Annotated in this window: 18 protein-coding genes; all 18 read right to left on the minus strand. The window is 64.3% G+C overall.

Annotation, left to right across the window (positions count from 1 at the left end):
- Positions 1 to 116: 116 nt before the first annotated feature.
- Complete coding sequence (nagZ, locus tag SB751_RS22460) at positions 117 to 1,175, minus strand: beta-N-acetylhexosaminidase (RefSeq protein ID WP_144199308.1); 1,059 nt, start codon at positions 1,173 to 1,175, stop codon at positions 117 to 119.
- A 30-nt stretch (positions 1,176 to 1,205) separates the two neighbouring features.
- Positions 1,206 to 1,622, minus strand: a complete 417-nt coding sequence (acpS, locus tag SB751_RS22465) for a holo-ACP synthase (protein WP_144199310.1) — start codon at positions 1,620 to 1,622, stop codon at positions 1,206 to 1,208.
- On the minus strand, positions 1,619 to 2,401 hold the full coding sequence (gene pdxJ / locus SB751_RS22470; protein WP_144199312.1) for a pyridoxine 5'-phosphate synthase: 783 nt from the start codon (positions 2,399 to 2,401) through the stop codon (positions 1,619 to 1,621). The genes acpS and pdxJ overlap by 4 nt, the downstream gene beginning before the upstream one ends.
- Before the next feature lie 4 nt (positions 2,402 to 2,405).
- Positions 2,406 to 3,290: a DNA repair protein RecO gene (gene recO / locus SB751_RS22475; RefSeq protein ID WP_211943945.1), complete on the minus strand. Its 885-nt coding sequence runs from the start codon at positions 3,288 to 3,290 to the stop codon at positions 2,406 to 2,408.
- A gap of 5 nt (positions 3,291 to 3,295) precedes the next feature.
- Positions 3,296 to 4,234 (minus strand): GTPase Era, encoded by a 939-nt coding sequence (gene era, locus SB751_RS22480; protein ID WP_144199316.1) that lies wholly within the window; start codon positions 4,232 to 4,234, stop codon positions 3,296 to 3,298.
- Complete coding sequence (gene rnc, locus SB751_RS22485; protein WP_144199318.1) at positions 4,231 to 5,001, minus strand: ribonuclease III; 771 nt, start codon at positions 4,999 to 5,001, stop codon at positions 4,231 to 4,233. The genes era and rnc overlap by 4 nt, the downstream gene beginning before the upstream one ends.
- Positions 5,002 to 5,005: 4 nt before the next feature.
- Entirely contained in the window at positions 5,006 to 5,404 is a 399-nt protein-coding gene (locus tag SB751_RS22490) for a DUF4845 domain-containing protein (RefSeq protein ID WP_211943944.1), read from the minus strand.
- 54 nt (positions 5,405 to 5,458) lie between these two features.
- A complete protein-coding gene (lepB, locus tag SB751_RS22495) occupies positions 5,459 to 6,358 on the minus strand; it encodes a signal peptidase I (protein ID WP_211943943.1) in 900 nt (299 codons plus the stop codon).
- A gap of 71 nt (positions 6,359 to 6,429) precedes the next feature.
- Positions 6,430 to 8,223, minus strand: a complete 1,794-nt coding sequence (gene lepA / locus SB751_RS22500) for a translation elongation factor 4 (protein ID WP_144199324.1) — start codon at positions 8,221 to 8,223, stop codon at positions 6,430 to 6,432.
- Between the two features lie 261 nt (positions 8,224 to 8,484).
- Complete coding sequence (locus SB751_RS22505; RefSeq protein ID WP_144199326.1) at positions 8,485 to 9,978, minus strand: DegQ family serine endoprotease; 1,494 nt, start codon at positions 9,976 to 9,978, stop codon at positions 8,485 to 8,487.
- Positions 9,979 to 10,127: 149 nt separating this feature from the next.
- On the minus strand, positions 10,128 to 11,207 hold the full coding sequence (locus SB751_RS22510; RefSeq protein ID WP_144199328.1) for a MucB/RseB C-terminal domain-containing protein: 1,080 nt from the start codon (positions 11,205 to 11,207) through the stop codon (positions 10,128 to 10,130).
- A gap of 8 nt (positions 11,208 to 11,215) precedes the next feature.
- On the minus strand, positions 11,216 to 11,845 hold the full coding sequence (locus SB751_RS22515; protein ID WP_144199708.1) for a sigma-E factor negative regulatory protein: 630 nt from the start codon (positions 11,843 to 11,845) through the stop codon (positions 11,216 to 11,218).
- A gap of 116 nt (positions 11,846 to 11,961) precedes the next feature.
- On the minus strand, positions 11,962 to 12,561 hold the full coding sequence (rpoE, locus tag SB751_RS22520) for an RNA polymerase sigma factor RpoE (protein WP_092290028.1): 600 nt from the start codon (positions 12,559 to 12,561) through the stop codon (positions 11,962 to 11,964).
- 183 nt (positions 12,562 to 12,744) lie between these two features.
- Positions 12,745 to 13,977: a beta-ketoacyl-ACP synthase II gene (gene fabF, locus SB751_RS22525; RefSeq protein ID WP_144199330.1), complete on the minus strand. Its 1,233-nt coding sequence runs from the start codon at positions 13,975 to 13,977 to the stop codon at positions 12,745 to 12,747.
- A 210-nt stretch (positions 13,978 to 14,187) separates the two neighbouring features.
- On the minus strand, positions 14,188 to 14,427 hold the full coding sequence (acpP, locus tag SB751_RS22530) for an acyl carrier protein (RefSeq protein ID WP_008644813.1): 240 nt from the start codon (positions 14,425 to 14,427) through the stop codon (positions 14,188 to 14,190).
- Positions 14,428 to 14,596: 169 nt separating this feature from the next.
- Positions 14,597 to 15,346, minus strand: a complete 750-nt coding sequence (gene fabG / locus SB751_RS22535) for a 3-oxoacyl-ACP reductase FabG (protein WP_144199332.1) — start codon at positions 15,344 to 15,346, stop codon at positions 14,597 to 14,599.
- 18 nt (positions 15,347 to 15,364) lie between these two features.
- Positions 15,365 to 16,294 (minus strand): ACP S-malonyltransferase, encoded by a 930-nt coding sequence (gene fabD / locus SB751_RS22540; protein WP_211943942.1) that lies wholly within the window; start codon positions 16,292 to 16,294, stop codon positions 15,365 to 15,367.
- A gap of 79 nt (positions 16,295 to 16,373) precedes the next feature.
- Positions 16,374 to 17,354: a beta-ketoacyl-ACP synthase III gene (locus SB751_RS22545; RefSeq protein ID WP_144199336.1), complete on the minus strand. Its 981-nt coding sequence runs from the start codon at positions 17,352 to 17,354 to the stop codon at positions 16,374 to 16,376.
- Positions 17,355 to 17,422 lie beyond the last annotated feature (68 nt).

A 17,422-nucleotide genomic window follows, 5' to 3' on the forward strand; every position in this document is an offset into this window, starting at 1 on the left:
GCTGAGTCCTGTGCAATACAGGACCCAGCCCTTGGCCGCGGCCTAACTTACCCGTCCAACTTTAGGGGGTCAGTTCACGGCTGCCCTTTTTGTATTTGCCCGCCGACGCCTACGCGTCAGGCGATCAGCTCATGCTCGCGCAGCAGGCGCAGTGCGGCACGATAGTCGGCATCCTGTTGCAGTTTGTTCCAGTCCAGCGGACGCTTGCGACCAAACAGCTTGCGGATACGACGTTGCGACGCCTTGTCGCTCTTCAGATCGGCCTCGTCCAGCTCCTTGAGGAGTTGGTCGGCGCGCTCGGGATGGTTGCAGATCAGCACCATGTCACATCCCGCACCGAGCGCGGCCCGTGCGCCCTGGGTCACCGTGCCGGCCACGCTCGCGCCCTCCATGCTCAGGTCGTCGCTGAAGATCACGCCCTCGAAGCCGAGTCGCGTACGCAGCACATCCTGGAGCCAGAACGGCGAGAAGCCGGCAGGGTTCGGGTCCACCTTCGGATAGATCACGTGCGCCGGCATGACGGATGCCAGCGCGTTGCCCATCCAGTCATACGGCCGCGCGTCGTGGGCCAGAATCTCGTCAAGTCCGCGCTCATCGACTGGCACGGCCACGTGCGAATCGGCCTCGACGAAGCCATGACCCGGGAAATGCTTGCCGCAGTTGCTCATGCCGGCCAGCAGCAGGCCGTGCGTGAGATGGTTGGCCAGCATCGTTACCACCCGCGGATCGGCGTGAAACGCGCGGTCACCGATCACGGCGCTGCGGCCATGGTCGAGATCGAGCACCGGCGTGAAGCTCAGGTCGATGTCGCACGCGCGCAGTTCGGCCGCCAGCACGTAGCCGCACGCAATGGCGACCTTGGTGGCCGTCATCACATCGCGATCCCACAATTCGCCGAGTCTTGCCATCGCTGGCAGATGCGTGAAGCCATCGGTCTTGGCCCGCTGTACGCGGCCACCTTCATGGTCGATGCAGATCAGCACGTCTTCGCGCACAGCGCGAATCGCCCGCGTCAGCGCGGTCAGTTGGGCGCGCGACTCGAAATTCCGCGCGAACAGGATCACGCCGCCCGTCAGCGGATGGGCGATACGACGCATGTCCTCGGCATCGAGCTGCTTGCCAACCACGTCGAGCACCACCGGGCCCGGACGCTTGCCGGAAACTTTCTTGTTCATAGGAATATCTTGAGTTCAGGCTGCGTAGGTTCAGGATGCGTTGCCGGCCGGCTGGCCGCCCCGCTCCGCGATGGCGAAGGCCACCGCGTACTCGTGTTCGTCACTGACACTGACCCGGATGGTCAGCCCGCGTTCCCGCACCCATTCGGCCAGCTCGCCAGTGCATTGCGGCGTGGGCTCGCCCGACGGCAGGTTCAGCAGTTCCATGGCGCGCCACGTCATCGGCCAGCGCATGCCCAGGCCGATAGCCTTCGAGAACGCCTCCTTGGCCGCGAACCGCGTGGCCAGGAAGGCCAGCCCGCGCTTCTCCGAGCGCGCCTTGCGCGCATGGTAGATCTTCAGTTCGCGCGGACCGAGCACCTTCTCGGCAAATCGGCCGCGCGTGCGCTCCATCACGCCCTGCACGCGATCGATCTGGATGATGTCAGTGCCGATGCCGTAGATCACGCCGCCTGCCCCGGCACGGGATAACGAGTGCCCAGACGCGCGGCCACCATGATGGCCTTCATCTCGCGCACCGCGTTCTGCCAACCGACGAACACTGCATGCGCGACGATCGCATGGCCGATGTTCAGCTCCTTGATACCGGGCAGTGCCGCAATCTGTTGCACATTGGTGTAATGCAGGCCGTGGCCAGCATTGACGACGAGGCCATGGCGGATACCTGCGTCCACACCCTCAGCCACACGGCGGAATTCCGCCGCCTGCTCCTCAGGCGTATGGGCGTCGGCGTAGCGGCCGGTATGGATTTCGATAACCGGCGCCTTGCACGCGGCAGCGGCCGCAATCTGGTCCGGATCGGCATCGATGAACAGCGAGACGCGGATACCCGCATCGGCCAACTGCCGGCAGGCTGCGCTGACCTGCTCGAAATGCCCGGCCACGTCGAGACCGCCTTCGGTGGTCACTTCCTCACGCTTCTCAGGCACGAGGCAGACGTCCTGCGGACGGATTTCGCAGGCGATGTCGAGCATTTCGCGCGTGATTGCGCATTCCAGATTCATCCGGGTGGCGAGCTTCGGGCGCAGCGCGCGCACGTCCGCATCGCGGATATGGCGGCGATCCTCGCGCAGGTGCAGCGTAATCACGTCTGCGCCGGCGATTTCCGCCTGGAGGGCGGCCTCGATCGGGTCCGGGTAGGCAGTGCCGCGCGCATTTCGCAGCGTGGCCACGTGGTCGATGTTGACGCCAAGGTCGATGACGCCGGGATTCGCGTGAAAAATCATGGCTTTACAGAAATTGCAGGTCGATCAGGATTTGCCGCGTTTTCAGCGGCGCACCCTGCAGATAATAATGCAGCAGGAAACGCATCAGGGCGCGGCTTTGTGTGGCGGTCTGGGCGCGGCCATAATCGTCCCGCCCCATGTCCAGCAAGGTCTGGCCGGACACCACGGGCCAACTCGACGGATCGCTCGGCTGCGCGCGGCGCACGCCCCGTTCCGGGTGATACACGTAGTCGAGGCCTGGTTGCACTGGCTCCCCGGTGCTCACGCACTGGTCGAACGCCACCGCGAACCCAGTCTCCTGTAGCAGCACACGCTCGAAGCTGCGCAGCACCAGACTGGCGGACTCACCATGCGCGAGCCGCGTCAGCGTGATCATGTAGTGTTTGAACAGTGCCGGATGCGCGTCCTCGCGCGGGCAGAAGCGCAATAGCAATTCGTTGAGATAGAAGCCCGACAGCAGCGCATCACCGGCCAGTGGCAGCATGCCGCCCATGTATTCGGCCTTGGTCAGCGTCTTGACCTCGCCGCGGCCAGTCCAGGAGAGCGAAATGGGGTGGAAGTGCTGAAGCACCGAGCGCAGCGCCGAATGCGGCCGCTTGGCGCCCTTCGCCACCATGGCCATGCGACCGTGGTCTCGCGTGAAGACGTCCAGAATAAGACTAGTCTCACGATAGGGATAGGCGTGGAGCACGAACCCGGACTCGTTGGTCACGCGCAACTCGGTGCGCGCGGGCACGATCCGCATGGCCCGGTCCATCATCTCGCGGCCGGCGGCCACGGCCGGGGACAGCCCGGTGCCGCCCTGCACTTCCAGCAGTTCGGCGGCTTCCTCGGCGATGGGATCGGCGCTCCGCGCGCGCCTGGGCGCGGCTCGGGGCGCGTCAGGCATCTTGCTCACTCGTAGCCGTAGGCCCGCAGTCCGGCTTCGTTGTCGGCCCAGCCGCTCTTGACCTTGATCCACATCTCCAGGTAGACCTTGCCGTCGAACAACTTCTCCATGTCGAGGCGCGCCTCGGTGGAGATCTGTTTGAGCTTGGCGCCCTTGTTGCCGATGATCATGGCCTTGTGCGCGTCGCGCTCGACCAGGATCGTCGCGAACACGCGGCGCAGCCGGCCTTCGGTCTCGAACTTGTCGATGATCACGGTGCTCGTGTACGGCAGTTCGTCGCCAGTCCAGCGGAAGACCTTCTCGCGGATGATTTCCGAGGCCAGGAAGCGCTCGCTGCGGTCGGTCATCGCGTCGGCGTCGTACATCGGCTCGCCTTCGAGCAGGTACGGGCGGATGATGGCCAGCAGCCGCGTGATGTGATCATGCGTCTTCGCCGACATCGGCACCACTTCCCGGAACGGGAACAGCTGCCCCATCTTTTCCAGGAACGGCATCATCACCTCGGCGCGGTTCTCGCCCAGGCGATCCAGCTTGTTGGTGACCAGCAGCACCGGCACGTTTTTCGGCAGCAGCGACAGCACCTTTTCGTCATCGGCACCGAAATAGCCGGCTTCCACGACGAACAGCACCAGATCCACCGTAGACAGCGTGGACGTGACCGCGCGGTTCAGCGAGCGGTTCAGCGCGCTGGCGTGGCGGGTCTGGAAGCCTGGCGTATCGACGAAAACGAACTGCGCGTCATCGGTGGTCTGGATACCGACGATGCGGTGGCGCGTGGTCTGCGCCTTGCGGGACGTGATGCTGACCTTCTGGCCGACAAGTGCATTCATCAACGTGGACTTGCCCACGTTGGGGCGGCCAACAATGGCCACCGTGCCGCAGCGGAACGCCGCGGCATCCGAGGGTGCCTGGGCGTCCTGCTGCGGAGGGGTAGATTCGGTCATTCCTTCAACCTGAGAGACAACTGGGGATCCGGCGGCACCGGCTGCTTGCGGGTCTTGCCCGTGCGCTCGGCCCGGCTGCGCTTGAGCAGCTGGGGCACGAGCTTCTGCACCTCATCCAGCGCGAGCTTGGCCGCCGCCTGCTCGGCCGCACGGCGCGAGGCGCCGGTGCCGAACACGCGCACCTCCAGTTTAGGCACGGTGCATTCGACTTCAAACTGCTGGCTGTGTGCGGCACCGTGTGTGGCGATGACGTTGTACTGCGGCAGGGCAATCTTGTGGCCCTGCAGATACTCCTGGAGCAGCGTCTTGGCGTCCTTGCCCAGCGTGCGGGGGTCCACCTGCTCCAGAATTGGGATATACAGCTTGCGGATCAGCGCCCGCGCGGCATCGAAGCCGGCATCGAGGAACACCGCCCCGACAATGGCCTCCAGCGCGTCCGCCAGGATCGACGGACGGCGGAAGCCGCCGCTCTTCAGCTCGCCCTCGCCCAGGCGCAGGACGTCGGAAAGCTGGAGCATCTGGGCGATCTCATACAGCGCCTGCTGCTTGACCAGGTTGGCGCGCACGCGGGAAAGATCGCCCTCATCGAGCTTGCCAAACATGCCGTAGAGCATGTCGGCCACGGCGCAGTTCAGCACCGAGTCGCCCAGGAATTCCAGGCGCTCGTTGTGCTGGGCGCTATGGCTGCGATGGGTGAGCGCCTGCTGCAGCAATTCGGGCTTGCTGAATCGGTAGCCGAGACGTTGCTGCAAGGCGTCGAGGATCATGTCGTTACTGCGTTCCCGAATAGGTAATCAATAGACTCAGCGGACCATAGACGGGAATCTCGGTCCGGTACGAAAAACCAATGCTGCGTATCCTGCCGGCTTCGTCCTCGATCACGTCGAGATCGTCACCCTTGAGCGCCTCGATGCGGTCGATCTGGGCCTGCTTGTCGAAGTTGGCCGCCACATCCTTGCGGTTGACCGACCGATCCTTCGCGTAGTTCACCGCCCGCTTGACCGAGAAGTACTCGATCATGCTGGGAATCGCCTTCACTGCCGGCAGCACCACCGCAATCACGATGATGATGACGATCAGCAACGACCCCAATGAGAATCCACGTGATCCTTTAAGCACATCTACGCGGATATTTCCCCTCTTCCCCGAAAAACCCAACTTCTGACCCATTTTGCGCTTCCCTCGTTTTTTGAGTGTATTTGCGCTGCGCGAGGCGTCCGACCGTTACTTGAACGACCCCACGCGCCCAAAATTGCCCAGGTTCATCCAGATCACGAACGCCTTGCCTACGACGTTCTTGTCCGGGACGAAGCCCCAGTAACGTGAATCCAGGCTGTTGTCACGGTTGTCGCCCATGACGAAATAGTGCCCTTCCGGCACTTTACACGTCAGCCCCTGCTGATTGTAAGTGCAGTTCTCGCGGAACGGGAAATCAGGGTCGGCGCCCGCCACGAACGCCGGACGGTCGGCATCGTTCAGGATGCCATGCGCCACGCCGCCCGGAAGCGTCTCGGTGAAATGCTTCGAGTAGGCCAGCCGCTCTTCGTCGAGGTAGTCGGGCAAGGCGGAGTACTCGGCCGGCTTGCCGTTCACGGTCAGCTTCTTGTTCTCGTAGCGCACCACGTCGCCGGGTACGCCCACCACGCGCTTGATGTAGTCGAGCGACTCGTCCTTCGGGTAGCGAAACACCATCACGTCGCCGCGCTGCGGCGTGCCAACGTCGAGGACCTTCTTGTTCAGCACCGGCAGGCGGATGCCGTAGTCGTATTTATTGACGAGGATGAAATCGCCAATCAGCAGCGTCGGGATCATCGAGCCGGACGGGATCTTGAACGGCTCCACCACGAACGAACGGAGCACGAACACCGCCAGAATGACCGGGAAGAAGCTCGCCGAGTACTCGAGCCACCACGGCTGGCGCAGCTTTTCCTCGGCCAGCCGGGCGCGCGAGGCGTCCAGCTCGGTACTCCCGTGCACCGCCTGCATGTCGCCGCGGCGCGCGTCGAATTCGGCCAGGGCAAGGTGCGCCACGCTGCGGCGCTGGCGCTCGAAGACCAGCTTGTCGGCAACCCAGGCAATGCCCGTAATGACCACCAGCACAAAAAGGATCAGTGCAAAATTCATGACGGCTTGGCGTTGATTTTTTAGAAGATCGTCCTGTCACCCGGCCAGCGGACTTGGCGCTGGCCTGCGGCTTACTTGTCGTCCACCTGCAGGATCGCCAGGAATGCCTCCTGCGGGATCTCCACGGTGCCCACCTGCTTCATGCGCTTCTTGCCCGCCTTCTGCTTCTCCAGCAGCTTCTTCTTGCGCGAGATATCGCCGCCGTAGCACTTGGCCAGCACGTTCTTGCGCAGCGCCTTCACGTTCTCGCGCGCAATGATGTTCGCCCCGATCGCCGCCTGGATGGCCACGTCGTACATCTGGCGCGGGATGATCTCGCGCATCTTGGCCGCCACCTCGCGCCCGCGATATTGCGAATTCGAGCGGTGCACAATCACGGACAGCGCATCGACCTTGTCGCTGTTGATGAGGATGTCCACCTTCACCACGTCCGACGGGCGATATTCCTTGAACTCGTAATCCATCGACGCATAGCCGCGCGACACCGACTTCAGCCGATCGAAGAAGTCCATCACGATCTCGGCCATCGGGATCTCGTAGGTCAGCTGCACCTGCTTGCCGTGGTAGCTCATGTTGATCTGCGAGCCGCGCTTCTGCGTGCAGAGCGTGATCACGGAGCCGACATAGTCCTGCGGCATGTACAGGTTCACCGTGACGATCGGCTCCAGGATCGCCTCGATCCGGCTCGGATCGGGCATCTTGGCCGGGTTTTCCACGGTCAGCACCGTGCCGTCGCGCATCTGCACCTGATAGACCACCGTTGGCGCGGTGGTGATCAGATCCATGTCGAACTCGCGCTCAAGGCGCTCCTGCACGATTTCCATGTGCAGCAGGCCCAGGAAGCCGCAGCGGAAACCGAAGCCCAGCGCCTGGGACACTTCCGGCTCGTATTGCAGCGAGGCGTCGTTCAGGCGCAGTTTCTCGAGCGATTCGCGCAGCGCCTCGTACTGGTTCGCTTCCACCGGATACAGGCCGGCGAACACCTGCGGCTTGACTTCCTTGAAGCCCGGCAGCGGCTCGGCCGCCTTGCGCGCCATGGTGGTGATGGTGTCGCCCACCTTGGCCGCCTTCAGTTCCTTGATACCCGCGATCACGAAGCCCACCTGGCCTGCCGAGAGCGACTCGCGCGGCAGCGACTTCGGCGAGAACACGCCCACCTGCTCCACCAGGTGCTGCGCGCCCGTGGCCATCAGCAGCACCTTGTCCTTCGGGCGCAGCGTGCCGTTGACTACACGCACCAGCATGACCACGCCGACGTAATTATCGAACCAGGAGTCAATGATCAGCGCCTGCAGCGGGGCCGTGGGGTCGCCTTTGGGCGGCGGCACCTTGGCGATCATCGCCTCGATCACGTCTTCCACGCCCTGGCCGGTCTTGGCCGAGCACGGCGTGGCGTCGTGGGCATCGATGCCGATCACGTCCTCAATTTCCTGGATCGCGTTGGCGGGGTCCGCCTGCGGCAGGTCGATCTTGTTGAGCACGGGCACCACTTCCACGCCCAGTTCGATGGCCGTGTAGCAGTTGGCCACGGTCTGGGCTTCCACGCCCTGCGAGGCATCCACCACCAGCAGCGCGCCTTCGCAGGCGGACAGCGAGCGGCTGACTTCGTAGCTGAAGTCCACGTGCCCCGGGGTGTCGATCAGGTTCAGGTTGTAGACCTGGCCGTCGCGCGCCTTGTAGCTCAGCGCAGCGGTCTGGGCCTTGATGGTGATGCCGCGCTCCTTCTCGATGTCCATCGAGTCGAGCACCTGCGCTTCCATCTCGCGATCGGACAGCCCGCCACACCGCTGAATGATTCGGTCGGCCAGGGTCGATTTCCCATGGTCGATGTGGGCAATGATCGAGAAATTACGAATGTGGTCCATCTAGCGTTCAGGGAGGCGCCAGCGCGCCAGGTGGGACGGGGGCGCGGGAGCTTAAAAATGGTGGGGCGCAATGCGTGCGCCAATCCGCGATTTTACCGGATTTTCAATGACTTCCGGCGCGGTAAATGGTGTCGGAACCGTGACCGGCACTTTCCGCGCCTGCGCCCGGGAGTGGCGCATCGCGCACCCCGGAAACACATCGCGCCGGACATCGAGGCCGGCGCGATGGAGGCTGGGGGTCCGGGGATCGCCCGGACCGTCTTACCGGGCCTGACTCGGACGCAGCGTCAGCACCTGGGTGGCGTCGCCACGGCGCACGAACACGGCCGCCATCTTGTTCTTGTCCAGCGCCTTCACCATGTCGTTGAACTGCCGCGCGTTGGTCACGTCAGCGTCGCCCAGACGCAGGATGATGTCGCCCGGACGGATGCCGGCACGTGCCGCGGGGCCGTCTGCCGCCTCCACCTCCACGCCGGACTTGACCTTCAGTTCCTTGAGCTTGGTCTCGGCAATGTCTGTGACGATCAGCCCCAGCGCGTTCGGCTTGGCGGCTGGCGCGGCTTCGTCCGCGCTGCCGCCCCGCTTGTCGCCCCGGCGCGCCACGGCGCGGGCGTTGTCCGGCTCGAGTTCGGTCACGGTCACGGAAACGTCACGCGTCTGCCCCTTGCGCCACACCTGCAGCGGCACGCGGGTGCCCGGCTTGGTATCGCCAACCATCCGCGGCAGGTCCGACGCCTTCTCGATGTCGCGGCCGTTGAACTTCAGGATGATGTCGCCCGCCTCGATGCCGGCCTTCTCGGCCGGTCCGCCCGGTTCCACGCTGCCAACCAGCGCGCCACGCGCACGGCCCAGGCCGAGCGAGTCCGCCACTTCCTTGGTCACGTCGCCGATGGCCACGGCGATCCGGCCACGGGTCACCTTGCCGGATGCCTTGAGCTGCTCGGACACGCGCATCGCCTCGTCGATCGGAATCGCGAACGAGATGCCCATGTAGCCACCGCTACGGCTGTAGATCTGCGAATTGATACCGATCACCTCGCCGCGCAGGTTGATCAGCGGCCCGCCCGAGTTACCGGGATTCACGGCCACGTCGGTCTGGATGAACGGCAGGTAGTCACCCGTATCGCGGCCCTTGGCCGAGACGATGCCCGCAGTCACGCTATTGTCGAGCCCGAACGGCGAGCCAATGGCCAGCACCCACTCGCCCGGACGAATCTTGTCCGAATCGCCAAGCGGCAGGCGCGGCAGGTTGCTCGCTTCCACCTTGATCAGCGCCACGTCGGTGCGGCGATCGGAGCCGATCAGCTTGGCCTTGAACTCGCGCTTGTCGGGCAGGGTCACGTAGATGGTCTCGGCGTCCGCCACCACGTGAGCGTTGGTCATCACGTAGCCATCCTGGCTGATGATAAAGCCAGACCCCACGCCACGGCTCTGTTCCTCGCCCTGCGGCGGCTGGCCACGGCGCGGCGGGGTGGGACCACCCGGCGCGCCCGGCATCGGCACGCCAAAGAAGCGGCGGAAGAATTCGGCCATCTCGTCGTCTTCAGGTGAGTTGCCGCCACGCGAGCGGATGCGCTCGGTGGTACGAATGTTGACGACGGCCGGGCTGGCCTTCTCCACCAGATCGGTGAAGTCAGGCAGGTTGTAGTTCGAGGCAGCCGCCTGGGCATGCCCCATCTGGGCAACAGCCGGACCCAGCACGAGCATGGCAGCCATGACCATGGTTCGCACCAGGGCTGGGGATTTGGAAATCATCGACAACTCCCGGGAGATCAGCGAGAAACGGATGCCTTGCCGGACGTCGGAGTCGATCGACCCCGCAAGGCGGAACTTCAAGCGCGACTGGCCCGCACCAAGCGGCCAGCACCGGGGTTCGCTGCCCCGGCGCCAGCGCGCCCATGCGCTCAGTGTACCGTCTTGGGCGGGCGGTACTCCACGCCGGCGGCGAACTGCCTGACCGTGGCGGCGGGCACCTCGCCCACCACCGTGATCCAGTAGTCAGCCACGCGGCGCACCACGACCTGCGTGGCGCCGAGCGAAGCCACGCCTTCACGGCGCGCCCGTTGTTCCGATACGGGTTCGATAAAGATCGACAACCCGGTCAGACCGTCGCTGTAGACGATCTGGAGCACCTCGAAGACCTGCCCCGGCTTGCTGCCCTGTGCCGGCGGGCGCAACTCGCCCAGCGGGCGGCGCACTTCGCGGATCTTCTGGAAGCCCTTGAGCGGCGAACCGATGATCCACCCTTCGTCGGCCACGTTGGCCGGCTGATAGGTGACTTCGTAGCGGCTCCATGACTGCGAACTCTTGATGGCGGACAGGATGCGTTGCTTGTCCGACGGCACGCCGATGTCGACCTGCGAGAACGCCACCTGTTCGAGCACCTTGCCGCCCTCGCCGATGGTCTGCGCGCGCATCAGCAGACCCGAGCCCTTGTCGGCCCACAGGCGCACTGCGTAGCGCGCCGCATCGTGGGGCTCAAGCGAGAACACCTCGCACTCGACGCCCGCCACGCGCTCGGCGGGCAGCTTGCGCATGTCGTACAGCTCGAGCACATCGCTCTTGTTGGTCGCCAGCAGCGCCGGGAAGCGGTCCTTCGCCTCCTGCTTCTCCACGACCACGAGCTTGGCTTCTGGAATCAGGCTGTGCACGACGTCGTTCTGGCGCAGCACCTCGCGCGGCTTGCCGTCGAGCGTTTCCAGGCGTTCGTACTCGTTGTGGACGAGATCGCTGTAATGCTGGATCCGCGACGCATGCATGACGCTGCCCCGCTGATAGATCAGCGTGCCGACGTAGTTCTCGCGCTGGGCGGCACGGTGGATCTTGTTGAGCCACGCCGTGGCGTCGCGTCGGTTCAGCGTATTGTCAGACGGCTGCGCCGTTGCGGCGGCAGCGGTCAGACACAAGGCCAGAAAAAAGGACCTGCGCAGGCCCTTCCTTCCGTGTACGCCCGCTACGTTGGCGGGCGACATTCCTTTATGCATGTCCGGCATTATTCCTGCGAATTTTCCTGTGAGAAGTTTGCGCCATTCGCCACCGTGCGCATGGTCGGCACAAAGGCTTCGGTCGCCACCGACGTGCGATGGGCACGCAGGTATTCATCAAGGCGCGGATCGCGAATCATCTGGGCGCTGTCAGCGGCCACGGTCACGATCGAACCAGCCTTGGCCGGCGTGGCGGACTGCTCGACGCGGGCCACGACGGCATCGGGCGTACCGATATCACCCGGACCACGCATCTGCGGCACCACAACCCAGCTCACGGCCGCCACGGCGGCGGCGATGGCCGTGCCGGGCATCACGCGGCGCACCCACGACGGGCGTACCAGCAGGCGTTGGCGGCCGGCTGCAGCCACGGCGGGCACGAGCACATGGGGCTCGACTTCCAGGCGCGCGGAGAATCGGGAGAGAAACGCTTCGGTCGAACCAGCGTGCGTCAACTCTTCCGAACGCAGCGTGTCACCGATCAGCTGGTAGACGTTCCAGTCCGTCATGCCGGCGTCGCTCTTCGCGAGGCCCAGCACGGCGTCCACTTCGTTCGGCGCCAGCTCGCCATCCATCAAAACGGAGATTTGCTCCGATGCTTCCACTACATGAACCGACTGCTTATGAGCCTGACCCATTTCCCACCCCAAGAAATTCCATTGAACACCGATAAATCCCGTACTGCTGCTTGTCGTTTATCGATGCAGGAATTGGCTGCAACGCTGGCTGCACGACATTCTTCAACTTGCTATCCCTACCACCGCTTGCCCTCGGCTGTTCCCAGCAGGGGGCGCAACTTGTCGGCGATCGCCTCGCGGGCGCGGAAGATCCGTGACCGCACGGTCCCGATCGGGCAACCCATGGCTTCGGCGATTTCCTCGTAGCTGAGGCCCTCGATCTCGCGCAGGGTGATGGCGGTACGCAATTCCTCCGGCAGCGCCTCCATTGCGCGGTTGACCGTCTCGGCCACCTGACGCGTGTGGAGCATGGACTCCGGCGTATTGATATCCCTTAGTTGCTCGCCGTCTGCAAAAGTTTCAGCCTCTTCGGCGTCAATATCACTGGACGCCTCCGGGCGGCGGCCCTGCGTGGCCAGATAGTTCTTGGCGGTGTTGACGGCGATGCGGTACAGCCACGTGTAGAAGGCGGATTCGCCCCGGAACTGGGGAAGCGCGCGGTACGCCTTGATAAAGGCATCCTGCGCCACATCCTCCACTTCGGCGGGATCGCGGACAAGGCGTGAAATGAGCCGGATGATCTTGCGGTGGTACTTGGCCACCAGCAACTCAAAGGCTCGTTTGTCGCCCTGCTGGACGCGTTCAACTAGAAGCTGATCGGCTTCGCGTTCGCTCACGAATGGTTCACCTGCAGTGTATCTCTTGGTTTTGTCGTCACGACAAACGTTGTATTTTACCTACGAATCGGGACCCACCGGGTGTCGCGAAGCGCATTCTGTGACCGCCCGTCCGCATGTTTGGTTCCGCATGCCGAAATGAATCGGGGCTCGCCGTGGCGAGCCCCGTGATACCCGTCGCGGTCAGATGCGGCGGAAGACAAGCGTGCCGTTGGTGCCGCCAAAACCGAAGTTGTTCTTCACGGCCACGTCGATCTTCATCTCACGTGCAGTATTCGCTACGTAATCCAGGTCGCATTCCGGATCCTGGTTGAAGATGTTGATCGTCGGCGGCGAAACCTGGTTGTGGATCGCCAGCACGGTGAAGACCGACTCGAGACCGCCAGCGCCGCCCAAAAGGTGACCGGTCATCGACTTTGTCGAATTGACCACCATCTTGTAGGCGTGCTCGCCAAAGGCCAGCTTCACGGCGTCGGACTCGTTCTTGTCGCCCAGTGGCGTGGACGTGCCGTGCGCGTTCAGATACTGCACTTCGTCGGCATTGACGCCGGCGTTTTTCAGCGCAGCCACCATGCAGCGGCGCGGGCCGTCGGTGTTCGGGGCGGTCATGTGGAACGCGTCGCCACTCATGCCGAAGCCAATCAGCTCCGCATAGATCTTGGCGCCGCGTGCCTTGGCCGACTCATACTCCTCGAGCATCATCACGCCGGCACCCTCGCCCAGCACGAAGCCGTCGCGGTCCTTGTCCCACGGACGCGAGGCTGTGGCCGGATCGTCGTTGCGGGTGGACAACGCGCGGGCTGCGGCAAAGCCGCCAATGCCCAGCGGCGAAACCGTCGACTCGGCGCCGCCGGCCAGCATCGCGTCGGCATCGCCGGCCTGGATCAGGCGGGCGGCCAGGCCGATGCTGTGCAGGCCGGTCGTGCAGGCCGTCACGGCCGCGAGGTTCGGGCCCTTCAGGCCGTGATAGATCGACAGATGGCCCGAGATCATGTTGATGATCGAGCCCGGAACGAAGAACGGCGAAATCCGGCGCGGGCCGCGATTGGCCAGCTCCATCTGCGTAGCTTCGATCATCGGCAGGCCGCCGATGCCGGAGCCAACCAGCACGCCGATGCGCTCGGCGTTCTCCTCGGTCACTTCCAGGCCGCTATCCTTCAGCGCCTGGGTACCCGCCGCGATACCGAAATGGATAAACGTATCCATACGGGGGGCTTCCTTCGCCGGAACATATTCCTCGACGTTGAAACCCTTCACTTCACCGGCAAAATGGACGGCGAACGGGGAGTGATCGAATTTGGTGACGGTGGCAATGCCGGACTTGCCGGCAACCAGGTTGGCCCAGCCTTCGGCAACCGTGTTTCCGACCGGAGACACAAGGCCAAGCCCAGTGACGACGACGCGACGACGGCTCACTATGATTTCCTACGAGTGCGTGAAGCGGAATTGGATTGATTCAGGATCTCGCCGATCCGGCCGTTAGTCATTGCATGCGGCGCGTAATACGGTTTGAGATCATTCCGATTCTGCTTCTTCGAACAGACGAAAGCCACAGAAAACAACCGGACAGGACCATGACGGCCCCACCCTTGTGCCTTCTGTGGCTCGGAATGCGAAGACGACGGCTTAGGCCTTGACGTGCGCGGTGGCGTAGTCGATGGCCTGTTGCACGGTCGTGATCTTTTCGGCTTCCTCATCAGGAATTTCCATGCCGAATTCATCTTCCAACGCCATCACGAGTTCAACCGTGTCCAGCGAGTCCGCACCGAGATCGTTCACGAACGACGATTCGTTCTTGATGTCTGCCTCGGCCACGCCAAGCTGTTCAGCCACGATTTTCTTGACGCGTTGTTCGATATTGTCCATGTAACCCTCCAGGGAAGTTCGACAAAAAGTGGGCGCATTTTAGCAGGTTTGGACCACAAAAAATCCGCCTGCCATCTATTGCAAGAATCGCGCCCGTTCGGTTTGAAAAACAACTGCTTCGCCCGCCATCTTTCGGCTTCTTCGCCGAAATGTACGTCGGGTAATGCAATCAATTCATGTACATGCCGCCGTTCACGTGCAGCGTTGTGCCCGTGATGTAGGCGGCCTGCGGGCCGGCCAGGAACGCCACCGCATGCGCGATGTCTTCCGGCTGGCCGAGTCGGCCCAGCGGGATCTGGGTCTTCAGCGCCGCATGCTGCTCGTCCGACAGGACCTTGGTCATGTCGGTGTCGATGAAGCCCGGCGCCACGCAGTTCACAGTAACGTTGCGGCTGCCAATCTCGCGCGCCAGCGCGCGGGCCATGCCCTCCACGCCGGCCTTGGCCGCCGCGTAGTTCATCTGGCCCGGGTTGCCCGTGGAGCCCACCACCGAAGTGATGTTGATGATGCGGCCGGTACGGGCCTTCATCATCGGGCGCAGCACGGCGCGCGACAGGCGGAACACCGCCGTCAGGTTCGTGTCGATGACGCTCGTCCAGTCATCGTCCTTCATGCGCATGGCCAACTGGTCCTGGGTGATGCCGGCGTTGTTCACCAGCACGGCCAGACCGCCGTGGGCCTTCACGATCTCCTCGATCACGGCTTCGCAGCGCGCGGCATCGTTCACGTTCAGCACCACGCCATGGCCCTGCAGGCCCTCGGCCTTCAGGTATTCGCCGATGGCGGCCGCGCCGGACTCGCTCGTGGCGGTGCCGATCACGGTGGCGCCCTGACGCGCCAGTTCCAGCGCGATGGCCCGGCCAATGCCGCGCGACGCACCCGTCACCAGGGCGACCTGATTTTCCAGAGTCTTGCTCATGTTGCGATGTTCCTTGGCTTACTTCAGCAGCGCCAGCGTGTCTTGCAGCGATGCGGGGTCGAAGATCGCGCCGCCGACGAGATTGCCGTCGATGCGCTTGGTCATGCCGGCCAGCACCTTGCCCGGACCGCATTCGATCACATGGGTCACGCCTTCGGCGGCCATTTTCTGCACGCACTCCACCCAGCGTACCGGGGCGGCGGCCTGGCGCACCAGGGCGTCCTTGATCTGGGCCGGGTCGTTGGCGATGGCCACGTCCACGTTGTTGATGACCGGGATCGACGGCGCCGAGAACGCCAGCCCAGCCATGCGCTCCTTGAGGCGGTCCGAAGCCGGCTTCAGCAGCGACGAATGGAACGGCGCCGACACCGGCAGCGGCAGCGCGCGCTTGGCGCCCTTGGCCTTGGCGATCTCGCAGGCCTTTTCCACGGCAGCCTTGTGGCCGGCAATCACCACCTGCGAGGGGGCGTTGAAATTGACGGCCTCGACCACGCCGGCAGCGGACGCCTCGGCGCAAGCCGCGCGCACGTCGTCATCGGACAGGCCCAGGATGGCGGCCATGCCGCCCTCGCCCACCGGCACGGCTTCCTGCATCGCCTGTGCGCGGAAGCGCACCAGCGGCACAGCGTCAGCAAACGGAATCACGCCCGCGGCCACCAGCGCCGAGTACTCGCCCAGGCTGTGGCCGGCCACCAGGGCCGGGGCCGGGCCGCCGGCGTCCAGCCAGGCGCGGTACACGGCCACGGCGGCAGTCAGCATCACCGGCTGGGTGTTGGTCGTGAGGTTCAGTTCTTCCGCCGGACCTTCCGCGATCAGGCGGCCGATGTCCTGCCCCAGCGCGGCGGAAGCTTCCTCCAGCGTGGCGCGGACCACCGGGTTGTCGGCAAACGCGTTGAGCATGCCGACCGATTGCGAGCCCTGGCCAGGGAAAACGAATGCGAATTTCATCGGGAATCCAGTCTTAACGATTCAGACGAGCGTGTCCGGGCGCACGCGCCCTTTCAGGCACGCCGCGCCGGACCGCATCTTACATGCGCAGCAGCACCGCGCCCCAGGTGAAGCCGCCGCCAACGCCTTCCAGCATCACGGTCTGACCCGGGCGGATACGGCCGTCGCGCACGGCCACGTCGAGCGCCAGCGGGATCGACGCCGCCGAAGTATTGCCATGCTCGTGCACCGTGGCGACCATCCGCTCGGCCGGCAGGCCCAGCTTGCGCGCCGTGCCCTGCATGATGCGGATATTGGCCTGGTGCGGCACCAGCCAGTCGATTTCGTCCGCCTGCACCTCGGCTGCGGCCATCGCCTCGCGCGCCACCTTGTCCAGCACGTTCACGGCCAGCTTGAACACCGCCTGGCCGTCCATGTGCAGGAAGGCGTTGCCGGTGATGGCACCGCCCGACACATTGCCCGGCACGCAGAGGATGTCCGCGTGGCTGCCATCGGCATGCATGGCCGACGACAGGATGCCCGGCTCGTCCGAGGCAGTCACCACCACGGCGCCGGCGCCATCACCGAACAGCACGCAGGTGGTGCGGTCGTTGAAATCGAGGATGCGGGAGAACACTTCGGTGCCGATCACCAGCACGTTCTTGTGCGAGCCGCTGCGGATGAACTTGTCCGCCGTGGAGAGCGCGTAGACGAAGCCCGAGCACACGGCCTGCATGTCGAAAGCCGCACAATGGTTCGTGATGCCGAGCTTCTGCTGCACCAGGCAGGCGGTGCTCGGGAACACGAAGTCCGGCGTGGAGGTGGCCACGATGATCAGGTCGATGTCCTGGCGCTCGATCCCGGCCGCCTCGATCGCCTGCTCGGCCGCTTGCACGGCCAGGTCACTGGCGGTGACGTCCGGCTCGGCCCAGTGCCGCGCCGAAATGCCGCTGCGCGAGACGATCCACTCGTCGCTCGTTTCGATGCCACGCTCGGCCAGCTGCGCCGCCAGCTCGTGATTGGTGACACGCCGCGGGGGCAGGTAGCTCCCGGTACCGATGATTTTTGCGAACTTGGTCATGTCTGTCGGATCGTGATGCTCACCCGGGCCGCCTGCGGCAGCCGCCACGGCCCCTGCACTCAGGGGGT

This window comes from Cupriavidus sp. SIMBA_020, from assembly GCF_046535395.1.
GTDB lineage: Bacteria > Pseudomonadota > Gammaproteobacteria > Burkholderiales > Burkholderiaceae > Cupriavidus > Cupriavidus campinensis.

Coding starts and splice junctions, on each gene's coding strand:
- nagZ (WP_144199308.1), bottom strand. CDS start 1,175: ATGAACAAGAAAGTTTCCGGCAAGCGTCCGGGCCCGGTGGTGCTCGAC.
- pdxJ (WP_144199312.1), bottom strand. CDS start 2,401: ATGATTTTTCACGCGAATCCCGGCGTCATCGACCTTGGCGTCAACATC.
- recO (WP_211943945.1), bottom strand. CDS start 3,290: ATGCCTGACGCGCCCCGAGCCGCGCCCAGGCGCGCGCGGAGCGCCGAT.
- era (WP_144199316.1), bottom strand. CDS start 4,234: ATGACCGAATCTACCCCTCCGCAGCAGGACGCCCAGGCACCCTCGGAT.
- rnc (WP_144199318.1), bottom strand. CDS start 5,001: ATGATCCTCGACGCCTTGCAGCAACGTCTCGGCTACCGATTCAGCAAG.
- SB751_RS22490 (WP_211943944.1), bottom strand. CDS start 5,404: ATGGGTCAGAAGTTGGGTTTTTCGGGGAAGAGGGGAAATATCCGCGTA.
- lepB (WP_211943943.1), bottom strand. CDS start 6,358: ATGAATTTTGCACTGATCCTTTTTGTGCTGGTGGTCATTACGGGCATT.
- lepA (WP_144199324.1), bottom strand. CDS start 8,223: ATGGACCACATTCGTAATTTCTCGATCATTGCCCACATCGACCATGGG.
- SB751_RS22505 (WP_144199326.1), bottom strand. CDS start 9,978: ATGATTTCCAAATCCCCAGCCCTGGTGCGAACCATGGTCATGGCTGCC.
- SB751_RS22510 (WP_144199328.1), bottom strand. CDS start 11,207: ATGCATAAAGGAATGTCGCCCGCCAACGTAGCGGGCGTACACGGAAGG.
- SB751_RS22515 (WP_144199708.1), bottom strand. CDS start 11,845: ATGGGTCAGGCTCATAAGCAGTCGGTTCATGTAGTGGAAGCATCGGAG.
- acpP (WP_008644813.1), bottom strand. CDS start 14,427: ATGGACAATATCGAACAACGCGTCAAGAAAATCGTGGCTGAACAGCTT.
- fabG (WP_144199332.1), bottom strand. CDS start 15,346: ATGAGCAAGACTCTGGAAAATCAGGTCGCCCTGGTGACGGGTGCGTCG.
- fabD (WP_211943942.1), bottom strand. CDS start 16,294: ATGAAATTCGCATTCGTTTTCCCTGGCCAGGGCTCGCAATCGGTCGGC.
- SB751_RS22545 (WP_144199336.1), bottom strand. CDS start 17,354: ATGACCAAGTTCGCAAAAATCATCGGTACCGGGAGCTACCTGCCCCCG.